This is a genomic window from Streptomyces sp. NPDC002130 (assembly GCF_040296465.1).
Lineage (GTDB): Bacteria > Actinomycetota > Actinomycetes > Streptomycetales > Streptomycetaceae > Streptomyces.
On record NZ_JBEOXI010000046.1, the window covers coordinates 21,437 to 42,840 of the forward strand.

19 protein-coding genes are annotated in these 21,404 nt (G+C 72.5%); 12 read left to right on the forward strand and 7 right to left on the reverse strand.

What is annotated here, in order from left to right; genetic code table 11:
- The first annotated feature begins 15 nt into the window (after nucleotides 1-15).
- From ABT116_RS11675 to ABT116_RS11690, 4 genes are read left to right on the forward strand one after another with little or no spacing between them, the layout of a single operon-like run.
- On the forward strand, nucleotides 16-1,584 hold the full coding sequence (locus ABT116_RS11675; protein ID WP_351631159.1) for a 4-coumarate--CoA ligase family protein: 1,569 nt from the start codon (nucleotides 16-18) through the stop codon (nucleotides 1,582-1,584).
- Complete coding sequence (locus tag ABT116_RS11680; RefSeq protein WP_351631162.1) at nucleotides 1,581-2,315, forward strand: enoyl-CoA hydratase family protein; 735 nt, start codon at nucleotides 1,581-1,583, stop codon at nucleotides 2,313-2,315. Before ABT116_RS11675 ends, ABT116_RS11680 begins: the two co-directional genes overlap by 4 nt.
- Nucleotides 2,303-2,914 carry a TetR/AcrR family transcriptional regulator gene (locus ABT116_RS11685; RefSeq protein WP_351631164.1) on the forward strand — a complete coding sequence of 204 codons (612 nt, stop codon included), beginning with the start codon at nucleotides 2,303-2,305 and terminating at the stop codon, nucleotides 2,912-2,914. Before ABT116_RS11680 ends, ABT116_RS11685 begins: the two co-directional genes overlap by 13 nt.
- 34 nt (nucleotides 2,915-2,948) lie before the next feature.
- Complete coding sequence (locus tag ABT116_RS11690) at nucleotides 2,949-3,527, forward strand: hypothetical protein (protein WP_351631167.1); 579 nt, start codon at nucleotides 2,949-2,951, stop codon at nucleotides 3,525-3,527.
- Between the two features lie 13 nt (nucleotides 3,528-3,540).
- On the opposite strand, the gene pdxH is transcribed toward ABT116_RS11690, so the two are convergent.
- Nucleotides 3,541-4,209: a pyridoxamine 5'-phosphate oxidase gene (gene pdxH / locus ABT116_RS11695; protein WP_351631170.1), complete on the reverse strand. Its 669-nt coding sequence runs from the start codon at nucleotides 4,207-4,209 to the stop codon at nucleotides 3,541-3,543.
- A 284-nt stretch (nucleotides 4,210-4,493) separates the two neighbouring features.
- Here pdxH and ABT116_RS11700 point away from each other — a divergent pair, with 284 nt between their 5' ends.
- Complete coding sequence (locus tag ABT116_RS11700) at nucleotides 4,494-5,594, forward strand: citrate synthase 2 (protein WP_351631172.1); 1,101 nt, start codon at nucleotides 4,494-4,496, stop codon at nucleotides 5,592-5,594.
- Between the two features lie 18 nt (nucleotides 5,595-5,612).
- Here the strand turns inward: ABT116_RS11700 and ABT116_RS11705 are convergent, their stop codons facing one another.
- Entirely contained in the window at nucleotides 5,613-6,116 is a 504-nt protein-coding gene (locus ABT116_RS11705) for an HIT family protein (RefSeq protein ID WP_351631174.1), read from the reverse strand.
- Nucleotides 6,117-6,666: 550 nt separating this feature from the next.
- Here ABT116_RS11705 and ABT116_RS11710 point away from each other — a divergent pair.
- On the forward strand, nucleotides 6,667-8,064 hold the full coding sequence (locus tag ABT116_RS11710) for a PAS domain-containing protein (protein WP_351631177.1): 1,398 nt from the start codon (nucleotides 6,667-6,669) through the stop codon (nucleotides 8,062-8,064).
- A 140-nt stretch (nucleotides 8,065-8,204) separates the two neighbouring features.
- Here ABT116_RS11710 and ABT116_RS11715 read toward each other — a convergent pair whose 3' ends face one another.
- Nucleotides 8,205-8,960 carry an SIS domain-containing protein gene (locus ABT116_RS11715; protein WP_351631179.1) on the reverse strand — a complete coding sequence of 252 codons (756 nt, stop codon included), beginning with the start codon at nucleotides 8,958-8,960 and terminating at the stop codon, nucleotides 8,205-8,207.
- A gap of 270 nt (nucleotides 8,961-9,230) precedes the next feature.
- On the opposite strand from ABT116_RS11715, the gene ABT116_RS11720 reads away from it, so the two are divergent.
- Together ABT116_RS11720 and ABT116_RS11725 are read left to right on the forward strand one after the other, a co-directional pair.
- Entirely contained in the window at nucleotides 9,231-9,923 is a 693-nt protein-coding gene (locus tag ABT116_RS11720; protein ID WP_053671441.1) for an iron-dependent transcriptional repressor DtxR, read from the forward strand.
- 729 nt (nucleotides 9,924-10,652) lie between these two features.
- Nucleotides 10,653-11,561: an alpha/beta fold hydrolase gene (locus tag ABT116_RS11725; protein WP_351631182.1), complete on the forward strand. Its 909-nt coding sequence runs from the start codon at nucleotides 10,653-10,655 to the stop codon at nucleotides 11,559-11,561.
- 19 nt (nucleotides 11,562-11,580) lie between these two features.
- Here the strand turns inward: ABT116_RS11725 and ABT116_RS11730 are convergent, their stop codons facing one another.
- The 3 genes from ABT116_RS11730 to ABT116_RS11740 all read right to left on the reverse strand — a co-directional run bounded on the left by ABT116_RS11730 (nucleotide 11,581) and on the right by ABT116_RS11740 (nucleotide 14,735).
- A complete protein-coding gene (locus ABT116_RS11730) occupies nucleotides 11,581-13,173 on the reverse strand; it encodes a transporter (RefSeq protein WP_351631185.1) in 1,593 nt (530 codons plus the stop codon).
- Nucleotides 13,170-13,943, reverse strand: coding sequence for an ABC transporter ATP-binding protein (locus ABT116_RS11735; protein WP_351631188.1), 774 nt, complete (start codon nucleotides 13,941-13,943; stop codon nucleotides 13,170-13,172). Before ABT116_RS11735 ends, ABT116_RS11730 begins: the two co-directional genes overlap by 4 nt.
- A 129-nt stretch (nucleotides 13,944-14,072) precedes the next feature.
- A complete protein-coding gene (locus tag ABT116_RS11740; RefSeq protein WP_351631207.1) occupies nucleotides 14,073-14,735 on the reverse strand; it encodes a bifunctional DNA primase/polymerase in 663 nt (220 codons plus the stop codon).
- 306 nt (nucleotides 14,736-15,041) lie between these two features.
- Here ABT116_RS11740 and ABT116_RS11745 point away from each other — a divergent pair, with 306 nt between their 5' ends.
- A complete protein-coding gene (locus ABT116_RS11745) occupies nucleotides 15,042-16,427 on the forward strand; it encodes an NsdA family TPR-like regulatory protein (protein ID WP_351631191.1) in 1,386 nt (461 codons plus the stop codon).
- Between the two features lie 297 nt (nucleotides 16,428-16,724).
- Complete coding sequence (locus tag ABT116_RS11750; RefSeq protein WP_502983857.1) at nucleotides 16,725-18,587, forward strand: hypothetical protein; 1,863 nt, start codon at nucleotides 16,725-16,727, stop codon at nucleotides 18,585-18,587.
- 55 nt (nucleotides 18,588-18,642) lie between these two features.
- On the opposite strand, the gene ABT116_RS11755 is transcribed toward ABT116_RS11750, so the two are convergent.
- On the reverse strand, nucleotides 18,643-19,953 hold the full coding sequence (locus ABT116_RS11755) for an ABC transporter substrate-binding protein (RefSeq protein WP_351631196.1): 1,311 nt from the start codon (nucleotides 19,951-19,953) through the stop codon (nucleotides 18,643-18,645).
- A 117-nt stretch (nucleotides 19,954-20,070) separates the two neighbouring features.
- Between ABT116_RS11755 and ABT116_RS11760 the strand changes: the two genes are divergently transcribed.
- Nucleotides 20,071-20,571, forward strand: a complete 501-nt coding sequence (locus ABT116_RS11760; RefSeq protein WP_351631198.1) for an SCO4402 family protein — start codon at nucleotides 20,071-20,073, stop codon at nucleotides 20,569-20,571.
- A 93-nt stretch (nucleotides 20,572-20,664) separates the two neighbouring features.
- Nucleotides 20,665-21,404: formyltetrahydrofolate deformylase (gene purU / locus ABT116_RS11765; protein WP_351631201.1), on the forward strand; the 740-nt coding region annotated here is incomplete at its 3' end.

Sequence of the window (21,404 nt, forward strand, 5' to 3'; positions counted from 1 at the left end):
GAGGAGGAACCCGCCATGTTCCGCAGCGAGTACGCAGACGCCCCGCCCGTCGACCTGCCCATCCACGACGCGGTCCTGGCCCGGGCCGCCGAGTTCGGCGACATCCCGGCGCTGATCGACGGCACCGACGGCACCACCCTCACCTACGGGCAGGTCGACCGTTTCCACCGGCGCGTCGCCGCCGCCCTCGCCGAGGCCGGGGTCCGCAAGGGCGACGTCCTCGCCCTGCACAGCCCCAACACCATCGCCTTCCCGACCGCCTTCTACGCGGCCACGCGCGCGGGTGCCACCGTCACCACCGTGCACCCGCTGGCCACCGCCGACGAGTTCGCCAAGCAGCTGCGGGACTCGGCGGCCCGCTGGATCGTCACCGTGTCACCGCTGCTGGACGTCGCCCGCCGGGCCGCCGAACTCGCGGGCGGCGTACGGGAGATCTTCGTGTGCGACAGCGCGAGCGGCCACCGCTCCTTGATCGACATGCTCGCCTCGACGGCCCCCGAACCGCAGATCGGCATCGACCCCGCCGAGGACGTCGCGGCCCTGCCGTACTCCTCCGGCACCACCGGCATCCCCAAGGGCGTGATGCTCACCCACCGGCAGATCGCCACCAACCTCGCGCAACTCCACCCGGCGATACCCGCGGGCCCGGGAGACCGAGTCCTGGCGGTTCTTCCCTTCTTCCACATATACGGCCTCACGGCCCTGATGAACGCACCCCTCCGACAGGGCGCCACCGTCGTGGTCCTGCCCCGCTTCGACCTGGAGCAGTTCCTCGCGGCCATCCAGAACCACCGCATCACGGCCCTCTACGTCGCCCCGCCGATCGTCCTGGCCCTCGCCAAGCACCCGGCCGTGGCGCAGTACGACCTGTCGTCGCTGCAGTACATCATCAGCGCCGCCGCACCCCTGGACGCCCGGCTCGCCTCGGCCTGCTCCCAGCGCCTCGGCCTGCCGCCCGTCGGCCAGGCCTACGGCATGACGGAACTGTCGCCCGGCACCCACGTCGTCCCCCTGGACGCCATGAACGACGCCCCGCCCGGAACCGTCGGCAAGCTCATCGCCGGCACCGAGATGCGCATCGTCTCCCTCGACGACCCCGGCAAGGACCTCCCCACCGGTGAATCCGGCGAGATCCTCATCCGCGGCCCCCAGATCATGAAGGGCTACCTCGGCCGCCCCGACGCCACCTCCGCGATGATCGACCCCGACGGCTGGCTGCACACCGGCGACGTGGGCCGCGTCGACGAGGACGGCTGGCTGTTCGTGGTCGACCGGGTCAAGGAACTCATCAAGTACAAGGGCTTCCAGGTGGCCCCCGCCGAACTGGAGGCCCTCCTCCTCACCCACCCGGGCATCGCCGACGCCGCCGTCATCGGCAGGTACGACGACAACGGCAACGAGGTCCCGCACGCCTACGTGGTCCGCCAGCCGTCCGCCGCGGACCTCACCGAGGCGGAGATCATGATGTACGTCGCCGAGCGTGTGGCCCCCTACAAGCGGATACGCCACGTCACCTTCATCGTTGGCGTCCCTCGCGCGGCCTCCGGCAAGATCCTCCGCCGACAGCTCAGGGAGAGCGCGTGACGCTGATCGCCCAGACCCACGACCGTGCCGTGGAAACCCTGTCCCTCGACTCGCCGCACAACCGCAACGCCCTGTCGGCGGCCCTGGTCGGCGAACTGGCCGACGCGCTCACCGACGCCGCCGAGGACCCCGGCGTCCGCGCGATCGTCCTCACCCACACCGGCAACACCTTCAGCGCGGGCGCCGACCTCAAGGACCCTCCGGCCCCGCATGCCCTGGTCGCCCTGCTGCGGCAGATCATCGAGCTGCCCAAACCGGTCGTCGCCCGCGTCACCGGCCACGTCCGCGCGGGCGGCCTCGGCCTCCTGGCCGCCTGCGACATCGCCGCCGCCGCCACGGAGGCCACCTTCGCCTTCACCGAGGTCCGCATCGGAGTCGCCCCCGCCGTCATCTCCCTCCCGCTCCTGCCCCGCACCGACCCCCGCGCACTCGCCCGCTACTACCTCACCGGCGAACGCTTCGACGCGGCGGAGGCGACCGCGACAGGCCTGCTCACCACCCATGCCGACGACGTCGACACGGCCCTGGCCCCCATCCTGGAAGGCCTGCGCAAGTCGGCCCCCGACGCCCTGGCCGAGACGAAACGGCTGCTCACGGCTAGGGTGCTGGAAGCCTTCGACCGGGACGCCGCCGACCTGAGCGCGCTCTCGGCCCGGCTGTTCTCCTCCCCGCAGGCCCGCGAGGGGATGACGGCCTTCCTCGAACGACGGGATGCGGCATGGGTGGTGTGAGCACGGTCGACCGTGCGGAAAGAGTCCCCAAGCAGGACCGCAGCCGGGCCACCCGGCAGCGGCTCCTCGAAGCCGCCGTGTCCTGCCTCGCCGAACACGGCTGGGCGGGATCCACCGTCTCCGTCGTCGCCGAACGCGCCGGCGTCTCCCGCGGCGCCGCCCAGCACCACTTCCCGACCCGCGAGGACCTCTTCACCGCGGCCGTCGAATACGTCGCCGAGGAACGCTCCACGGCCCTGCGCGCCCTGTTCCCCGAGGGCGCGGCAGGCGACCGCCACGCCGTCGTCGCCGCCCTCGTCGACCTCTACACGGGGCCGTTGTTCCGCGCGGCCCTCCACCTCTGGGTCGCCGCCTCCAACGAGGAGCAGCTCCGGCCCCGCGTCACCGAACTCGAATCCCGCGTCGGCCGCGAGACCCACCGCATAGCCGTCGACCTCCTCGCCGCCGACGAATCCCTCCCCGGCGTCCGCGAAACCGTCCAGGGCCTCCTCGACATGGCCCGCGGCCTGGGCCTCGCCAACCTCCTCACCGACGACGCGGCCCGCCGGGAGCGGGTGGTGGCCCAGTGGGCGGGGTTGCTGGAGGAGACGCTGGGCTGAGGGCGCTGTCAGTGCCGGGGCCTACGGTTCCGGCATGGGTGATCACTTCCAGACGATCGTGGACCTGGACGCCACCGCGGCGGACGCCGAGCCCCTGGCAGGACGGGTCCTCGCAGGGCTCGTCGAAGAGGGCATCGTCCTCGCCGACCCGACCGACTGCGTCCTGGGACGGCCGCTGGGGCACCCGCCCGGCCCGAGCTGGTCACGGGCAGTGGCAGGGAAGGCCGCCCAGGGCCCCTGCGACGGGCTCGCCGTGCACCTCGGCCGCAAGGTCTTCCACGGCTGCCCGGGGGGACTGGAGGCGGCCGTCTGCCCGCGCTGCTCCACCACGACCCGCCTGGTCGACGACCGGTGGGCGATGATCGACGAGGCATGGGGGCCCTTCGCCGACGCCATCGGCACCTGGTCCGCCACCGGTACGGCCCAGGTCCGCTGCCCGGCCTGCGCCCGCAAGGTCCCCCTGCGCGACTGGGCCTGGACCGAGGACTACTTCGCCTTCGCCCACCTCGGGTTCGAGTTCTGGAACTGGCCCGAGCTCACACCGGAATTCCGCGGCCGCGTGGCCGAGCTGCTCGACGGACACCGCACGCAGTACGTCCGGGGAAAGATATGAGCCCTGGGACGTCTCAGGGGCTGAGCCGCTCCACCCGCCAGCTCCCGTCCGGCTGCTCCACGTACCGCAACCGGTCGTGCAGCCGGTTCTCCCGGCCCTGCCAGAACTCCACCGCCTGCGGGGCCACCCGGAAACCACCCCAGTGCGGGGGCACCGGCACCTGCTCGCCCTCGGGGTAACGGGCGGCCAGCTCGGCGTACGCGGCGTCGATGTCGGCCCGGGTGGAGATCACCGAGGACTGGGCGCTCGCCCACGCCCCCAGCTGCGATCCGTGCGGCCGGGTGCGGAAGTACGCCGCCGTCTCGTCCCGGCCGGTGCGCCGGGCGACCCCGGTCACGATGACCTGCCGTGCCATCGGGTGCCAGGGGAACAGCAGCGAGACGTACGGGTTCTCCGCCAGGTCACGCGCCTTGCGGGAGTCGTAGTTCGTGTAGAAGACGAAACCCTGCTCGTCGAAGTGCTTCAGCAGCACCGTGCGGGCGCTCGTCCGCCCCTCGGCGTCGGCCGTCGACACGATCATGGCGTTCGGCTCGAACAGTCCGCCGTCCGTCGCGGCCTGCTTGAACCAGCGCGCGAACTGCTCGACGGGCGTCGCGGCCAGGTCGGTCTCGGAGAGCCCGTCGGCCCGGTACTGCTTGCGCATCGAGGCCAGATCGAAGGGGACGTCGTCGCGGTCGGTCACCCGGTCATCTTGCCGTACGGACGGTGTCCTTCGTCACTGCATGGCACTGAGTGCCGTGAGCCCTCCCCAAACGTGACACTCGGGGATATCGTTTCCGTGCCGTTCCGGTTGGGTGACCGCCTGCCGTACGGGGCATCACAGGGGCAACCGGCCAGGACCGCGAGTCGCCGTAACGACCGTGGATCCACTGGACGGCGCCCGCTGCGCCAGCTGACTGACACATGGTTCGTTCGCCCCACCCCACATCAACACCATCTGTCACTTCCATCACGAGGAGCCGCCTGATGTCCGACTTCGTACCCGGGCTCGAGGGAATCGTCGCGTTCGAGACGGAGATCGCCGAACCCGACAAGGAGGGCGGCGCACTCCGGTACCGCGGCGTCGACATCGAGGACCTCGTCGGCCACGTCTCGTTCGGCAACGTCTGGGGCCTCCTCGTCGACGGCGCCTTCAATCCCGGCCTGCCACCCGCGGAGCCGTTCCCCATCCCCGTGCACTCCGGCGACATCCGCGTGGACGTCCAGTCCGCCCTGGCCATGCTGGCGCCCGTCTGGGGCCTCAAACCCCTCCTCGACATCGACGCCGAGCAGGCCCGCGCCGACCTGGCCCGAGCGGCCGTCATGGCGCTCTCCTACGTCGCCCAGTCCGCCCGCGGCCAGGGCCTGCCGATGGTCCCGCAGCGGGAGATCGACAAGGCACAGTCCGTCGTCGAACGCTTCATGATCCGCTGGCGCGGTGAGCCGGACCCCAAGCACGTGGCGGCGGTGGACGCGTACTGGACGAGCGCCGCGGAGCACGGCATGAACGCCTCCACGTTCACGGCCCGCGTGATCGCCTCGACCGGCGCGGACGTGGCGGCGGCGCTCTCCGGCGCGGTGGGCGCGATGTCCGGCCCGCTCCACGGCGGCGCCCCCTCCCGCGTCCTCGGCATGATCGAGGAGATCGAGCGCACGGGCGACGCCGAGGCCTACGTGAAGAACGCGCTCGACAAGGGCGAGCGCCTCATGGGCTTCGGCCACCGCGTCTACCGCGCCGAGGACCCGAGGGCCCGAGTCCTGCGCCGCACGGCCCGCGAACTGGGCGCCCCCCGCTTCGAGGTCGCCGAGGCCCTGGAGAAGGCGGCCCTCGCGGAACTCCACGCCCGCCGCCCCGACCGGGTCCTCGCCACGAACGTCGAGTTCTGGGCGGCCATCGTCCTGGACTTCGCCGAGGTCCCGGCCCACATGTTCACGTCCATGTTCACCTGCGCCCGCACGGCCGGCTGGTCCGCCCACATCCTGGAGCAGAAGCGCACGGGCCGCCTGGTCCGCCCCTCGGCGCGCTACGTGGGCCCGGGCACCCGCAACCCCCGCGAGGTCGAGGGCTACGAGGACATCGCCCACTGACCCGCCCCCCTCACGGCCTCACCCGACTCCGGGTGGGGCCGTCCGCACGCCCCCGCCCATGAGCCGGTCCAGCTCCTCCCCGACGGCTGCCCGCATCCGGTCGTGCGCGGACCCGAGCGCATACCGCTCCTCGCCCCACATCTCCCGCGGATACAGCCACACGGGCCTCCGCACCAGCTCTTCGGGCTCCCACTCGTACCGCGGCCACACATGCGCGTGCAGGAACGCGTCGGCGTTCCCGAGAATCTCCAGATTGACCCGCCGGAACCCCGACTCCACCCGCCGGCAGGCCCGCTCGACGGCCTCCCCGAGCCGGTCCATATCGGCGAGGAACGCCAGCCGCGCGCTCCGCGGCAGCTCGGACAACCGCTGCACCGCGGGATCATCGGTCAGCAGCACCGAGTAGCCGGGCAGGAACTGCACATCCCCGATCACCGCGAACCCGGACTCCAGCCTCCGCATCACGGCCGGGTTCTCACCCCGCAGAGCGCTCCCGATCCGGTCCTCGCGCCACCCACCCATTGCCATCACCCCTGGGCATCGCGGAAAAACGCAGACGACCCGCGAGTCTGGTTCCTCCGGAGAGGAGCCGGCCGGACGTACCGGCGACTCGCGGGTCGGGTGACTGCTGGAGATTGGGCCGGCTGCACGCTCGCTCACGCGCTGGCTCGGCACCGCACTGAGTGTGGTGTCGGGCCGCTAGCCCGCAGCCACCTCACGCGTCCGGTTTCCATACATCTGCCGAACCACCTCCTCTCTCGTGTACCTGCACACTAAGAAACCGTTCCGCCTCCGATCAACCGTTTTTTTGAGACCTTGACCCCATGACGCTGCGGCCCGTGCCGCGGAAGCGCTTCGGTGAGGTGCCGTCGTTGATCGACCGAGGGCGTCGGCCGGGCTGCCGGCCTCTCCGGATGAACGTTTCTGTTGCGTTGACGTGGGCATTGCCGCCGTACAACGATTCCTTCAATGTTGTGGGAACTCGGTGTGCGCTGGGTCACGTTCGAGTTGAATGATTGCAAGGAGCGAACCGACGTGCCGTACGTGCGGACGCAGCCTGCAGGGGGTCCAGGTGAGTGCTTCCCGGCGTAGTGGGACCACCGACGAGCTGGGGCCGGACGAGCCCGAGCGGGACAGTTCGGATGGTTCGGATCTGCTTGCCGCTTTGCTGGACGGGATGGACGCGGCGCTGTGCGCGTTCGACGCCGACGGTGTCGTGACGCACTGGAACCGCGAGGCCGAGCGGATTCTCGGGTGGAGTGCGGACGAGGCCGTGGGGCGGCGCGGGCTGGCCGGGTGGGCCGTGCGCAGTGCGGACGCCGAGGAGGTCGAGGGCCGGCTGCTGTCGTCCATGCACGCCCCCGGCAGGCAGGTGCACGAGTTCGCCCTGCTGACGAAGGACGGCGGGCGGGTGCTCGTGCGGACGCAGTCGGCGGCGGTGCGCGGGCCAGACGGAAAGCCGGCGGGTGTGTACTGCGCGTTCAGCGAGGTGCACGCGCAGATCGATCTGGAGCGGTCGATCGCGCTGAGCGAGGCGCTGTTCGAGGACGCCGGCTGGGGTGTCGTGCTGGTGGACGTGGACCTGCGGCCGGCTGTGGTGAACGCGCACGCGGCCCGGGCGCTGGGCACCGGACGTACGACGGTGCTGGGGCGGCCGCTCGGAGAGTTGCTGTCGCAGGGCGTGGAGGAGCTGGAGAGCGCGCTGCAGCATGTGCTCGCGGAGGGTGCGCCACCGGCACCCGCCGAGGTGTGGGTGAGTGTGCGGACGCCGGAGGGGGAGCGGCGGCGGTGCTGGCGCAGCGGGTTCCTGCGGCTGGCCTCGCCGCTCGCGGAGGAGCCGGTTCCGCTGGGTGTGGGCTGGCTGTTCCAGGACGTGACGGAGGCCAAGCAGGCCGAGCAGGAGGCGTCCCTGCTGCGTTTCCGTACGCAGCAGCTGCACCGGGCGTCGCGGGCGGCGGCCGAGTGCGAGGACCCCGCCGAGGCGGCGACGGTCCACCTGGACTTCGCCCTGGCCGGTTTCGCCGACCACGCGCTGATCGACCGGGTCGCCGGCGGTGCGCTGACCGACGCGGAGGCCGAGGGGCCCGTCCGGCTGGTCCGGGTCGCCGCCACACCCTCCGGCGCGCCGGGGCCGACCCGGCTGGCCGGACACGCGAGTCTGCCCGTCCGCTACGCCGAGGGGCACCCGGCCCTGCAGTGCGTGGAGCGGGTGGGGGCCCTGCGCGCGAGTGCGGGCGCGGCCCGGCCGGAGGCGGCCCGCGAGTGGGCCCTGGCCCGCCAGTGGCCCTCGGACGCGGTGCACGCCCTGTGCGCGGTGCTGCGCAGCCGGGGCCGGACCCTGGGCGTCGTGACGTTCCTGCGGGGCGCGGGCCGCAGCGCCTTCGAGCGCTCCGACGCGCTGTACGCGGAGGACGTGGCGGTACGGATCGCCGCGGCGCTGGATCTGGCGGGGTTGTCGGGCGGGGAGTGAGGGGCGCCGGCCGTGGGCTCGGTGTGCCGGTGGTGGACGGATCTGGTCCGTCGGCCTTTCGGTGCCCGGTGGATGACGCGGACCCGGCCTCCTGCCCCTCTTCGGTGCCGGTGGATGGCGCGGACCCGGCCCGCTGCCCTTCAGTGCCGGTAGAAGATCCGGTCGCGGTACTGCTCCATCACCCGGGCGTTCCAGTCGTGGCCGCCGTCGACGTTCCCGGAGCGCAGCAGGGGCGGTTCGATGCCGCGGTCGGCGAGGGTGGTGGCGGTCGTCGCCATGACGGCCTGGAGCAGGGCCGAGGTGACGACCGTCGAGGCCGGGGCGAAGGGGGCCGGGATGTCGTCGTGGGTGAGTTCCGCGTCGCCGACCGCGATCTTCGAGTCGAGGACGAGGTCGCAGTGGTCCTTCAGATACGTCCCGGAGGCGTGCCGGGACTTCGTCTCCGAGGCATAGGCCACCGACGTCACGCCGATGACCTTCACGCCCAGGGCGCGGGCGTTCATGGCCATCTCCACGGGCAGGGCGTTGCGCCCGGACAGGGAGATGATCAGCAGGGCGTCGCCCTCGCGGAGCGGGGAGCTGTCGAGGACGGCGCTCGCGAGGCCGTCGACGCGTTCCAGGGCGGAGCCGAGCGGCGCGGGCATGACGTCGACGCCGACGACACCGGGCACGGCGAGCAGGTTCATCAGCGCGAGGCCGCCGGCGCGGTAGACGAGGTCCTGCGCGGCGAGGGAGGAGTGCCCGGCGCCGAAGGCGAAGAGCCGCCCGCCGGCCGCGACGGTGTCGGCGAGGAGCGTCCCGGCCGCGGTGATGCTGTCGGTCTCCTCGTCGCGGAGCCGCCGCAGCAGACCGATCGCGGCGTCGAGGAACTGGCCGGCCGGCACGCGGTCGCTCATACGGGGTCCCTTCGGGCAGGCCTCGGCGGCTTGTGTCGCGCATCACGGTGCGGTCTGGACCAGTGCGGTGTCAATACGGCCGAGCGTGCCGTGCGCCGAGCGCCGGGACGTCCCCGAAGGAGAAGTCCGTACCCTTGCGCGCGGCCGGATAATCCCCGCTTCGCCTCCCGAGGCACGGTTGTCGGTGGTATCCGGCAGAATTGGGTTCAGGGCCAGCGCACACGCCGGTGAGCCGTCCAGCCTCCGGCAGATCTCATTCGAGGGGCACGTATGTCCGGACTGATCGACACCACGGAGATGTATCTCCGCACCATCCTCGAGCTGGAGGAAGAGGGTGTGGTCCCCATGCGCGCCCGTATCGCCGAGCGGTTGGACCAGAGCGGGCCGACCGTCAGCCAGACCGTGGCGCGGATGGAGCGCGACGGTCTCGTGTCCGTCGCCAGCGACCGGCATCTGGAGCTGACCGACGAGGGCCGTCGGCTGGCCACGCGCGTGATGCGCAAGCACCGCCTCGCCGAGTGTCTGCTCGTCGACGTGATCGGTCTGGAGTGGGAGCAGGTCCACGCGGAGGCGTGCCGGTGGGAGCACGTGATGAGCGAGGCCGTGGAGCGCCGCGTCCTGGAGCTGCTGCGGCACCCGACGGAGTCGCCGTACGGCAACCCGATCCCGGGTCTGGAGGAGCTGGGCGAGAAGGACGGAGCCGACCCGTTCCTGGACGAGGGCATGGTGTCGCTGGCCAGCCTCGACCCGGGCGCCGAGGGCAAGACGGTCGTGGTGCGCCGGATCGGCGAGCCGATCCAGACGGACGCGCAGCTGATGTACACGCTGCGGCGGGCGGGCGTGCAGCCCGGCTCGGTGGTGAGTGTGACCGAGTCGGCGGGCGGGGTGCTGGTGGGCAGCGGTGGCGAGGCTGCCGAGCTGGAGTCGGACATCGCCTCCCACGTGTTCGTCGCCAAGCCTTGAGCGGACCGGCCCGGAGCGGACCAGCGTGAGCGGACGGCCCGGAGCGGACCGGCCCGGGGCGGGCGAGCGTGAGCGGACCGGCCTGAGCGACCGGCTCAGGGCGGACCGACTCTGAGTCCACCAACCCGGCATCAGCCGTCCTCGGCCGCCGTCCGGTGGCCGGTGTCGGTCAACTCCCGTTCCGCATGCGCCTCTTGTGGCGTTGGCGTGATCCGGACCGAATCCGGCGTCCAGTCCGCCGAATCGCAGCGCTCGTCCGCTTCCCGTGCGACGCTGTCGCGTGAGGCATATGACCTGAGGGGCTCTTGGCCGCGGCTCGGCAGCGATGCCGCCCGGTCGGGGAGGGGGCAGGAGGATGTGCCGTGAAGACGCGGAGGGCCCCGGCGCCGTGTGGCGCCGGGGCCTGTCCTCCCCTGTGCTGACCCGGAGCCCCGAGCTCTCAGGGTCATTCCCCTCGGACCGGTTTCCCCGAGCGGTCCGCCTCCCGCTGAAGATCTCCCCTCGACAGCGGAGATCAATCCCCGAGAGTGGTCACTCGAACGAGGGGTGTTGCCCGCGAGAACCTCATCCTCGAATGCGCATTCGATAGTCTGCGGGCGGCGCACGGCACACTTGCACCGACAGGCACGGCAACCAGCACGGCAGAAGGCACAGCAGGCAGAACACGGTTCACAGGACCGGCCGGCTCGAGGGAGCCCCGGTCCGCGCGAAGCTTGGGGGGTGCCAGACATGGCGCGACGCATCGACGTGACCGGGACGGGCGGCGTACGCCTGGCGGCCTGGGAGTTCGGCGACCCGCCCAAGACCGACCCGGCGCAGGACGCGCAGGACGGACAGGGGGCGCACGACGGGCACACCGCGCCGGAGGGCTCGCCCGGCGTGCTGTTACTGCACGGCCTCATGGGCCGCGCCTCGCACTGGGCGTCCACCGCCCGCTGGCTCTCCGCGCGCTACCGCGCGGTCGCCCTCGACCAGCGCGGCCACGGCCGCAGCGACAAACCCCCGCAGGGCGCCTTCACCCGTGACGCCTACGTCGACGACGCCGAGGCCGCCCTGGAGCAGCTCGGCTTCGCCCGGGTCGTCCTCATCGGCCACGCCATGGGCGCGCTGACCGCCTGGCAGCTCGCCGCCAAGCGTCCCGACCTGGTCCGCGGGCTGATCATCTGCGACATGCGGGCCTCCGCGCTCGGTGCCGCCTCCCAGCGCGAGTGGGGCCAGTGGTTCAAGTCCTGGCCGCTGCCCTTCGCCACCCTCGCCGACGTCCGCAAGTGGTTCGGCGAGGACGACCCGTGGGTGGAGCGGCCCAATCCGGCCCGTGGCGAGTTCTACGCCGAGGTGATGGCCGAGTCCCCGGACGGCTGGCGCCCGGTCTTCGAACCGGAGCAGATGCTCCGCTCCCGCGAGACGTGGGTGTACGACGCGCACTGGGAGGAGCTGGCCCAGGTCCGCTGCCCCGCCCTGGTCGTGCGCGGTCTGGACGGCGAGCTGGGCCGCGCCGAGGCCCAGGAGATGGTCCGGGTCCTGCCCCGCGGCCAGTACGCGGAGGTCGCCGACGCCGGCCACCTGGTGCACTACGACCAGCCGGAGGCCTGGCGCGCCGCGATCGAGCCTTTCCTGGACTCGCTGGGCGACGACTGACGCCCCCTCCGCAGGCCCGTCACCCCTTGCTGACCGCCGCCAGGATCTCCGGCAGTCGCCGGGCCGTCCGCGGGGCGGCCAGTTTCAGCCCTGCCGCCGTCAGTGCCGCCCCGTACACGGTGCCCACCGGCAGCAGCAGCCACGTCCAGTCGTCGCCGTCGGCGCTCACGTTCAGCCAGATCGTGAGCGCGATGACGGGCGCGCACAGCAGGGCGGCCGCCATCATCCCGCCGAAGATGGAGATCCAGGCGAGCCCGGTCTGCCCGGGGGCGACGTTCTTGTAGCCCTCCTGCGGGATGGAGTAGGGGAAGCGGGCGGAGGTCCACGTCCCGGTCGCGAGCATCGCGCCGAGCAGCGCGAAGGACAGCCCCAGCGCCTCGGGCAGCCGCCGCCAGTCGCCGAGCATGGCGGTCGTCACCACGGTGACCAGCGTGGCGTACGGCAGGGTGATCAGCAGCAGGGCGTACGCCCGGGCGCGCAGTTCGACGTAGGCGTCGCGCGTCGAGGAGATCGTCATCGCGACCATCCAGAACGCCGAGGTGTCCTGCCCGAACTGGTTGTACATCTGGATGCCGAGCATCCCGGCGGCGAAGCACGCGAAGTACACCGACCCGGTGCCCTGCCAGGCGTTGAACACCGGCACGATCAACCCGATGGCCAGCGATGTCACCCAGGCGGCCTTGGTCTTCGGGTCGCGCCACACGTACCGCAGGCTGCGCTCCATGACCGTGCCCTTACGGCCCGCGGGGAGCAGCTTGCCCAGCCCGGTCGACGACCGCTCCTTGGCGGCCGACTCGGCGCCCGGCAGGGTGGAGCCGTCGGGCGAGGTCATCAGCCGGGTCAGATGCCGTGACCAGAGCGCCAGCAGCGCCACCAGTGCCCCTGCGGTCAGGGCCAGTTGTGCGGCGGCGAGGCCGTACGAGCCCTCGCCGACCGCGTGCACGGCCGCGATCGCCGACGCGGGCGGCACCCACTGCAGCACCCCGGCCGCCGGGTCCAGTTCGCCCAGCCCCGACGCCCCGATGCGCTGCGCGCCGAAGTTGACGATCTGCGCGCCGATCGCGATGACGAGCCCGCTGAGCACCGCGAGGTCCCGCCCCTTGCGGCTGGTCAGCAGCCGTACGTTGGCCGCGGCGACGGCCCGCGCGAGGGCCACGCACACCAGCAGCGCCAGCACGACGGCGACCGCGCCCACCACGAACGCGGCCCCGCCCCGCGCCACCGCGATCACGGAACCGACCAGCAGGCACAGCGTGAACAACGGCCCGATGCCCACCAGCGAGGCCGCCAGCAGCGCCCGTACCAGCGGCCGGGGGCGCAGCGGCAGCATCACCAGCCGGGTCGGGTCGAGGGTCTCGTCACCGCTGGGGAAGAACAGCGGCATCACCGCCCACCCGAGGCCCAGCACCGCCACCGCCAGCACGGCCACCGACTCGGCGTGGGCGTGGCCGCGCAGCGCGATCAGGCCGATCAGCTGGAGCGCGGCGAACAGCAGGGCGAAGACGGCCGAGGTGATGTACGCGGCCTTCCGCCCGCCGGACTGCCGCAGCCCGTTGCGCAGCAGTGACAGCTTCAGCCGTACGAAGACGGGGGTGATCGCGTCGGCGCTCACCGGGCCCCGCCGCCCAGCCAGTCGAGATCGGACCCGGCGTCCCGGCTCTGCGCGCCGACGAGTTCGAGGAACGCCTGCTGCAGCGAGGGCGCGTCCCCGCGCACCTCGGCGAGGGTGCCGGTGGCGCGGATCCGCCCGGCGGCCATGACGGCGACCCAGTCGCACAGCGACTCGACGAGCTCCATGACGTGGGAGGAGAACACGACCGTGGCGCCCGAGGCGGTGTACCGCTCCAGGACGCCCCGGATGGTCTGTGCGGAGACGGGGTCGACGCCCTCGAACGGCTCGTCCAGGAACAGCACTTCGGGATTGTGGAGGAGAGCGGCGGCGAGCCCGATCTTCTTGCGCATACCGGTCGAGTAGTCGACGACCAGCTTGTGCTGGGCCCCGGCCAGGTCGAGGACGTCGAGGAGCTGCGTGGCCCGCTTGTCGACCTCGGCACCGGGCAGCCCGCGCAACCGCCCGCTGTACGCCAGCAGTTCGCGCCCCGACAGCCGCTCGAAGAGCCGCAGTCCCTCCGGCAGCACCCCGATCCGGGCCTTCACTTCGACGGGGTCCCGCCACACGTCGTGCCCGACCACCTCGACGGTCCCGTGGTCGGGCCGGAGCAGCCCGGTCACCATCGACAAGGTGGTGGTCTTCCCGGCCCCGTTCGGCCCGACGAGCCCGATGAACTTGCCCGCGGGCAACTCGAGATCGACCCCCGCGACAGCGACCTGCTGCCCGAACCGCTTCCAGAGCCCCTGCACACGCACAGCGCTGGTCCCCATCGCGCCTCCCTCCGTCACCTTGCACCCTACGGTTTCGGTGGTGCCTCAGGGGCGCGGGGAACTGCGCGAACAACCACAGGCGGCCGGCAGTCGCCGAACAACGGCAACCAGGCAGACGAGAAGGCGCGCCTACCGATCCCTGCCGCACGCATACGCCAACGGCGAGATCAACTCCTCCGCATCCGGCAGCCACCGATTGGCCGGAGTCGGCCGGCAGGCCCACTGCACGGCCCCCCGGGACCCGAACCGCGTGGGCGGCGCAGCCACGTACGCCCCCTCACCCAGCACGGTCAGATCCAGCGAGGACACCGACCAGCCCAGCTTCCGCACCAGATCGGGCACCTTCGCCCCGGCCCCCGGCAGCACGAAGAACTCCATCCGCCGGTCCGGCGTGAGCGTCACCGGCCCGAGCGTCAGCTCCATCCGCTCCATCCGCGCGAGCGCCAGGAACCCGGCCGTCTCCGGCACGGAGATCGCGTCGAACGTCCGCCCCGTCGGCAGCAGGATCGACGCGGTCGGCTGCTTCTGCCACATCCGTCGCGCGACCGTCGCACTGCCCGTCGCCTGCGTCGCCCAGTCCGGGCGCGCCGGGTGCGATCCGGGCGCCGGACACGCCGCGTCACCGCAGGAGCAGCGCTGGCTGCCGTCGACGGCTTCCAGCCAGGTGCCGGGGAACACGTCCCAGTGGCGCTCCTCGGCGTAGCGAACAGCGGTCTCCAGCAGCGATTCCCCGCGCTGCTTCGGGATCTGAGCGGCTTCGGTGCCGGCGATCGTCTCTTCCACGATGAACACAACTCTGGTCGTCACCAGGGGTTACGCCCACCCGTGTGCGCGGGGGAGAGCATCGCCCCTGTTCCCGGGGCGCATGGGTGCATGTGCGGGGGCGCGCAGGAGGAACGGTGGCCGGAGGTGGGTAGCCAGGGGTGGGGCCGGCAACAGCCGTTACCCCGGCAATCCTCACATGCCTCGCATTTTCACCTGGTGGGCGGGGCATTGATCTTCACGGCCGGATCTTTTCGCTGGGACGTGAGGGGCTCGGCCGCGGAAGACACGTCAACTCGGTGCGTGGGCAGGCACCGCAGCCACAGGGGGTACGCCATGGCCGCAAGGCCGCTCGTCGCCAGGCAGCCGAACGAACGGCTCCAGGCGCTCATCCAGGAAGCCGGATGCTCCAACGCCGGCCTGGCCCGCCGGGTCAACATGTGCGGTGCCGAGCACGGCCTCGACCTGCGCTACGACAAGACGTCGGTGGCGCGCTGGCTGCGCGGACAGCAGCCACGGGGCCGGGCACCGGCGATCATCGCCGAGGCACTGGGCCGCAAACTCGGCCGTACGGTCACGATCGACGAGATCGGCATGGCCAACGGCAAGAACCTCGCCTCGGGCGTGGGCCTGCAGTTCTCGCCGACGGTGCTGGGGGCCATCGAGCAGGTCTGTGAGCTGTGGCGCAGTGACGTGGGGCGGCGGGATTTCCTGTCCGGCTCCTCCGTCGCCGCGTCCGCGCTGGTCGAGCCCAGCCGGGACTGGCTGATCTCCGCGCCCGACGCACAGGTCTCGCGCTCGGCGGGGCCGCGGGTGGGGCAGTCCGACGTGCAGGCGGTGCAGGCCATGACGCAGGCGCTGGTGGACCTCGACCACCAGTACGGCAGCGGGCATGTGCGGCCGGTCGTCGTGCACTACCTCAACAGCGTGGTCTCGGGGCTGCTGGCGGGGTCGTACCGGGAGGCGGTCGGGCGGGACCTGTTCGCCGCGGTGGCCCGGCTGACGGAGCTCGCCGGGTACATGGCCGTCGACACGGGCCAGCCCGGTCTGGCCCAGCGCTACTACATCCAGGCGCTGCGGCTGGCGCAGGCCGCCGGGGATCGCGGCTACGGCGGGTACGTCCTCGCGGCCTCCATGAGCCATCTCGCCGCGCAGCTCGGAAACCCGCGGGAGATCGCGCAGTTGGCGCGGGCGGCGCAGGAGGGGGCGCGGGGGCGCGTGTCGCCGCGGGCGGAGTCGATGTTCCTGGCGGCGGAGGCGCGCGGGCACGCCCTCATGGGCGACGTGCGCGCCGCCCAGTCCTCGGCAGGGCGCGCCGTGAGCGCCCTGGAGGCGGCCGACCCCGCCGCGGGGGACGACCCGGTGTGGATCGCGCACTTCGACGAGGCCTACCTCGCCGACGAGTTGGCCCACTGCCATCGGGACCTCGGGCAGGCCGAGGCGGCGGCGCGGTGTGCGCAGGAGTCGCTGGCCGGGCATCCCGAGACGCGGGCGCGCCGCCGGGCCATCGGATATGTGCTGTTGGCCACGGCGCAGGTGCAGCAGCGCGAGATCGAGGAGGCGTGCAACACCGGCATGAAGGCCGTGGAACTGCTGGAGGGGCTGCGGTCCAACCGGGGCGCCGAGTACCTGGAGGACTTCCAGCAGCGGCTGGAGCCGTTCCGGGACGAGGCGGTGGTGAGGGAGTTCGGGGCGCGGCTCGACCTGCAGGCCGCTGCGTGAACACAGGGTCTGCGGATGCGTGAACGTGCGGGAAACGGCTGCGGCGCGCGCGGGAGGTGAGAGGGGCAACGCGCCGTGAGCCGCCGGTGTTACCGCGCTCACAGGGCATGCGGTCGGGCCCTGTGCTGCGTGGCACGGGGCTCTGGGGACCCGGTAGCGTGACCCGACGATTCACAAGGTCCCCCATAAGTAGGAGTCCCGGTGACGCAGAGTGGACAGGGCGAGGAGCCCTCGGCGCGCCCCGCGCGCGAAGGCATCGTGCTGCCCTCCGACGGTGGCGAACCCCTGCTGCCGGGCATGACGGGCGGACCCGCCGACGCCCCCGGCCGCCGGCCCGCCCCGCCCACGACGGGCGGGCCGCAGGCCTCGGCCCCCGCGGAGGGCCAGACCTGGGGCCAGCCGTGGGGCCCCGACCGGCAGCAGACTCCGCCCCCGCCGCCGGGCCAGACCTGGCAGTCCCAGCCCCAGCAGTGGAGCACGCCGGAGCAGCCCGCGTGGGACGCCCAGGCCCCGGGCGCCCTCCCCCCGGAGGGCACCCCGTCCCCGGACCCCTACGCCGGCACACCGGCGAACCCCGACCCGTACGGCACGGCCCAGCCCCCCGCGGCCACCGCCGGGTACGCCCCGTACGGCGCCGCCCCGCTGCCCCCGGAGGGCTCCGGCCAGCCCGGGACCGGCCGGCCGCAGGGAGGCCCCGGTTACGGATACCCGCAGGGAGCCGACGCTTACGGTGCTCCCGCCGCGGGTGGCGCCCGGCCGCAGCCGCAGCCCGGTGGGCACGGAGCCGGAAACGGTGGTGCGCAGTCGCCGCAGCCAGGCTCCGGGTACGGATACCCGCAGGGTGCCGGCCAGCCGCCGGCCGCCGATGCCTACGGCGCTCCCGCCGCTGGTGGGGCCCGGCCGCAGCCGGAGTCCGGTGCGCACGGGGCCGGTCAGCCGGCCGCCGGTGGGGCGTACGGCGCTCCGGGCGGGGGAGCCTCGCAGCAGTCGTACGGGGGTGGCCTGCCGCCCGCCTCCGGTGCGTACGGGTCGCCCGCCGGCGGCGCCCCGCTGCCCGCGCCCGCCGACGAGGGCGCGACCCAGTACATACCGCCCGTCGCGGGCGACGCCGCCGCGGCCACGCAGTACCTGCCGCCCGTCGCGCCGGCCGCCGACGAGGGGGCGACCCAGTACATACCCCCGGTGTCCCCGGGGGCGCTGCCGCCCGAGATGCCTTCCGGGGAGGACCCGGAGGCGACGCGGTACCTCGGCACCGGGCCCCGGGCGGGGGCGGGAGCCGGGCCGCTGCCGTCGGCCTCGCACCCGGACGCCGAGGCGACGCAGTACATCCCGCCGGTGCCCGGCGGGGACAAGCAGCCGCCCGCCGAGTTCGACAACCTCTTCCGCAGCGACCGGGGCGCCGACAGCCCGGCCGGGGCCACCCAGCAGATGCCCCGCATCGAGCAGCCGCAGCCGCAGCCCGCGTACGGCGGCGCTCCCCAGCCCTCCCACGCCCCGCCCGCCGGAGGACGCTCGCGCGGTGGCCGTTCCGGATCGCGCGTCCCCGTCATCGCCGCCGTGGGCATCGGCATCGCCGTGCTCGGCGTCGGCGCGGGCGCACTGCTCGCCGCCGGCGGAGGCGGCGGTGACGAGGACGGCGGCGACAAGAAGACCGTGGCCGCCTCCGCCCCCGCGACGGACGGCTCCGCCTCGCCGTCGGCCGATCCGGCCCGGGCCCAGGCGGTCGAACTGGACAAGCTGCTCGCCGACAGCGGCAACAGCCGCAGCACCGTGATCAACGCGGTCGCGGACGTCAAGGGCTGCGACAACCTCCCCCAGGCGGCGAAGAACCTGCGGGAGGCGGCCAAGCAGCGCAGCGGGCTCGTCACCCGGCTCTCCGGCATCGAGGTCGACCAGCTGCCCGACCACGCCGCGCTGACCACCGCCCTCACCAAGGCCTGGCAGGCCTCCGCCTCGGCCGACAACCACTACGCGGCCTGGGCCGACCAGACCGCCGGCAAGAAGGGCTGCAAGAAGGGCCAGGCCCGCACCACCAACCAGACCCTGGCCGGCAACCGGGCCAGCGGCGTCGCCAGCACCGAGAAGGCCAAGGCGGCCGGGGTGTGGAACGGGATCGCGAAGAAGTACGGCCTGACCGAGCGCCAGCCGACGCAGCTCTGACAGACCGGGGTAGGCCCGGAGGCCCGGACCCGGCGTGAGCCGCCGGGCGGGGCGCTCAGGCGTTCACGTCGGCGTTCTCCAGCGTCCGCGTCGTGTCGACGAAGCCCTTGCGCGCCGAGACCAGCCGCCCGTCCCGCACCACCTGAAGGGTCACGTTCGCGTTGACCAGGCGCGGGAAGCCCACGGCGGCGAGCTTGTCCTGGAACCGCCACCGCAGCGTCGGCGTGAGCCCGCCCGTGCTGACCTCCAGGCCGTCGTCCAGGGCCTCCGCCACCGTGTCGGCACTCACCTCGCCGTCGCCGAGCGACTCGACGATCTGCCGGAACACCGTGTAGGCGATCCACGTGGTTTGCACTCCGGCGTCCGCGGGGTCGATGCGGTTGTCGCCGAAGGCCTCCTCCCGGATCACCTGCTTCATCCCGTCCCAGCGCGGATCGCTCGCCACCGGGTACCAGCCGGTGATGTACGAGCCCTCGTACGGGCCCGACGCCCCGCCGGTCGCGTCGATCACCGTCTGGTCGACGCTGCCCAGCACGGTCGCCGTCCGCACCTCGGGGAAGTCCTCGCGGGCCCGCCGGAAGGAGTCCATGAAGGTGCCGTTGCGGTCCCCCAGTGCGGGCACCACGCACCCGTCGTCCGCCGCGCCGCCGGCCGTCGTGCGCAGGGCCCGCTCGGCCTGGCCGTCGTACTCGGTGGCGTCCTCCGCCGCCCGCTGGTCGTTCGAGCCCCGGTGCCCGCCCGCCTTCAGACCGGAGTCGAGCAGCGGGGGCAGCTGGTCGCCCGCGATGGTGTCGGGCCGGATCAGTGCGACGGGTCCGCAGCCGGCGAGAGCGCTGCCGAGACCGGCGAGCAGTGCGGGCTGCCCGCCGTTGACGGGGTAGGACAAAGGGCTGGTGAACTCGGCGTTGGTGATGCCGTAGCCGCCTATGTAGGGGATGCCCGCGCCCTCGAGCGACGGGAAGAAGGAGTCCGCGTACTGGCTGTAGGATCCGACGACCGCGACCGCGTTCTCCTTGACGGCCCGCCGGGCGCACTTCGCGGCGGCCACGCTGTCGTTGTGGTCGTTGCAGGTCAGCACGTTGAGCTTGCGGCCGTTGATCCCGCCCTTGGCGTTGACCCAGCGGGCGTAGGCGTGGGCGAAGGCGGGCATGCCGGGTTTGTTGGTGGCCTTGGTGTCCTGCGGGGCCCAGGTCATGACGGTGATGGTGTCGCCCCCGGCATCCCCCGTGGTGCCGGGGACGACCCCGCATCCGGCGAGGAGCGACGCGCACGCGACCGCCGTGCCCGCGGAGACCATGCCGTGTCTGGCGTGACGGGTGAGGAGGCCGGGGAGGAATGTGCTGCGGGTGCGTCGCCTGCCGGTCATGGTTCTGCACGATTCCGTCACATGGCTAACCCGTGCGTGATCTCGGATCAACAATTGGTGACGCACAGGTGAATTGCAGGGGCCGGTGTGACCGATGTGGAGGGGAACGTACGATCGATGACCGTGCAAGCTTCGGAGAACTCTTCCCGCCGTGGCCGTCGCTCATCCACCATGGGCGGCATGCCTGTCAATGACATGCCGTGGTGGCGCTGGCGCAGCAATGTGCGCTCGGCGCTGCACATGCTCTCCGATCCCGGGTTCCAGCGGGACGTCTGGCTGGCCGGTGTGGACGGCTACGGTGACGTGACCGACGCGGTGTACCGGCTGGTCGAGGACACCTGGCTGGATCACTGGTCCGCCGAGAAGTACGTCGGCACGATCTTCCGCGACTCGCAGGAGGCGGCCCTCGTCGACACCGCGGTGCTGCGGGTGCTGCGGATCATGCACCAGGTCGGACCGGACGCGCCGGTCGCCGCGTACCTCGAACACGAGGCGTGGCCGGAGGCGGTCCAGGCGGCCCGGGACGCGCATGTGCGGCTCGCCGCGAGTGACGGCGAGGAGCCGGACGCGGCGCCGCGCAGCCTGGACGTGCTGCGGATCATGACCAGGTCCGCGTAGCGGTCTCGCGACCCGGCCGGCCCGGCGGTGCCGCGGGGTCCGCCCTGCGGGACGATTGCCGGTGGTGTCGTTCCTTGTGGGAACCTGTCCTGCATGAACGAGCAGTCCACCAGCGCCGCGGTCCCGGCCGACCAGTACGTCCTCACCCTTTCCTGCCCGGACAGGAAGGGCATCGTGCACGCCGTGTCGAGCTACCTGTTCATGACCGGCTGCAACATCGAGGACAGCCAGCAGTTCGGCGACCACGACACGGGACTGTTCTTCATGCGGGTCCACTTCTCGGCGGACGCCCCGGTGACCGTGGAGAAGCTGCGGGCCAGCTTCGCGGCGATCGGCGACTCGTTCCAGATGGACTGGCAGATCAACCGGGCCGACCAGAAGATGCGCATCCTGCTGATGGTCAGCAAGTTCGGGCACTGTCTGAACGACCTGCTGTTCCGGGCGCGGACCGGGGCGCTGCCGGTGGAGATCGCCGGGGTGGTGTCGAACCATAAGGACTTCGCCGAGCTGGTGGGGTCGTACAACATCCCCTTCCACCACATTCCGGTGACGAAGGACACGAAGGCGGAGGCCGAGGGGCGGCTGCTCGACATCGTGCGTGAGGAGGGTGTCGAGCTGGTGGTGCTCGCCCGGTACATGCAGGTGCTGTCGGACGACCTGTGCAAGGCGCTCTCCGGGCGGATCATCAACATCCACCACTCGTTCCTGCCGAGCTTCAAGGGGGCGAAGCCGTATCACCAGGCTCATGCCCGGGGTGTGAAGCTGATCGGGGCGACGGCTCACTATGTGACGGCCGATCTCGACGAGGGGCCGATCATCGAGCAGGAGGTCGA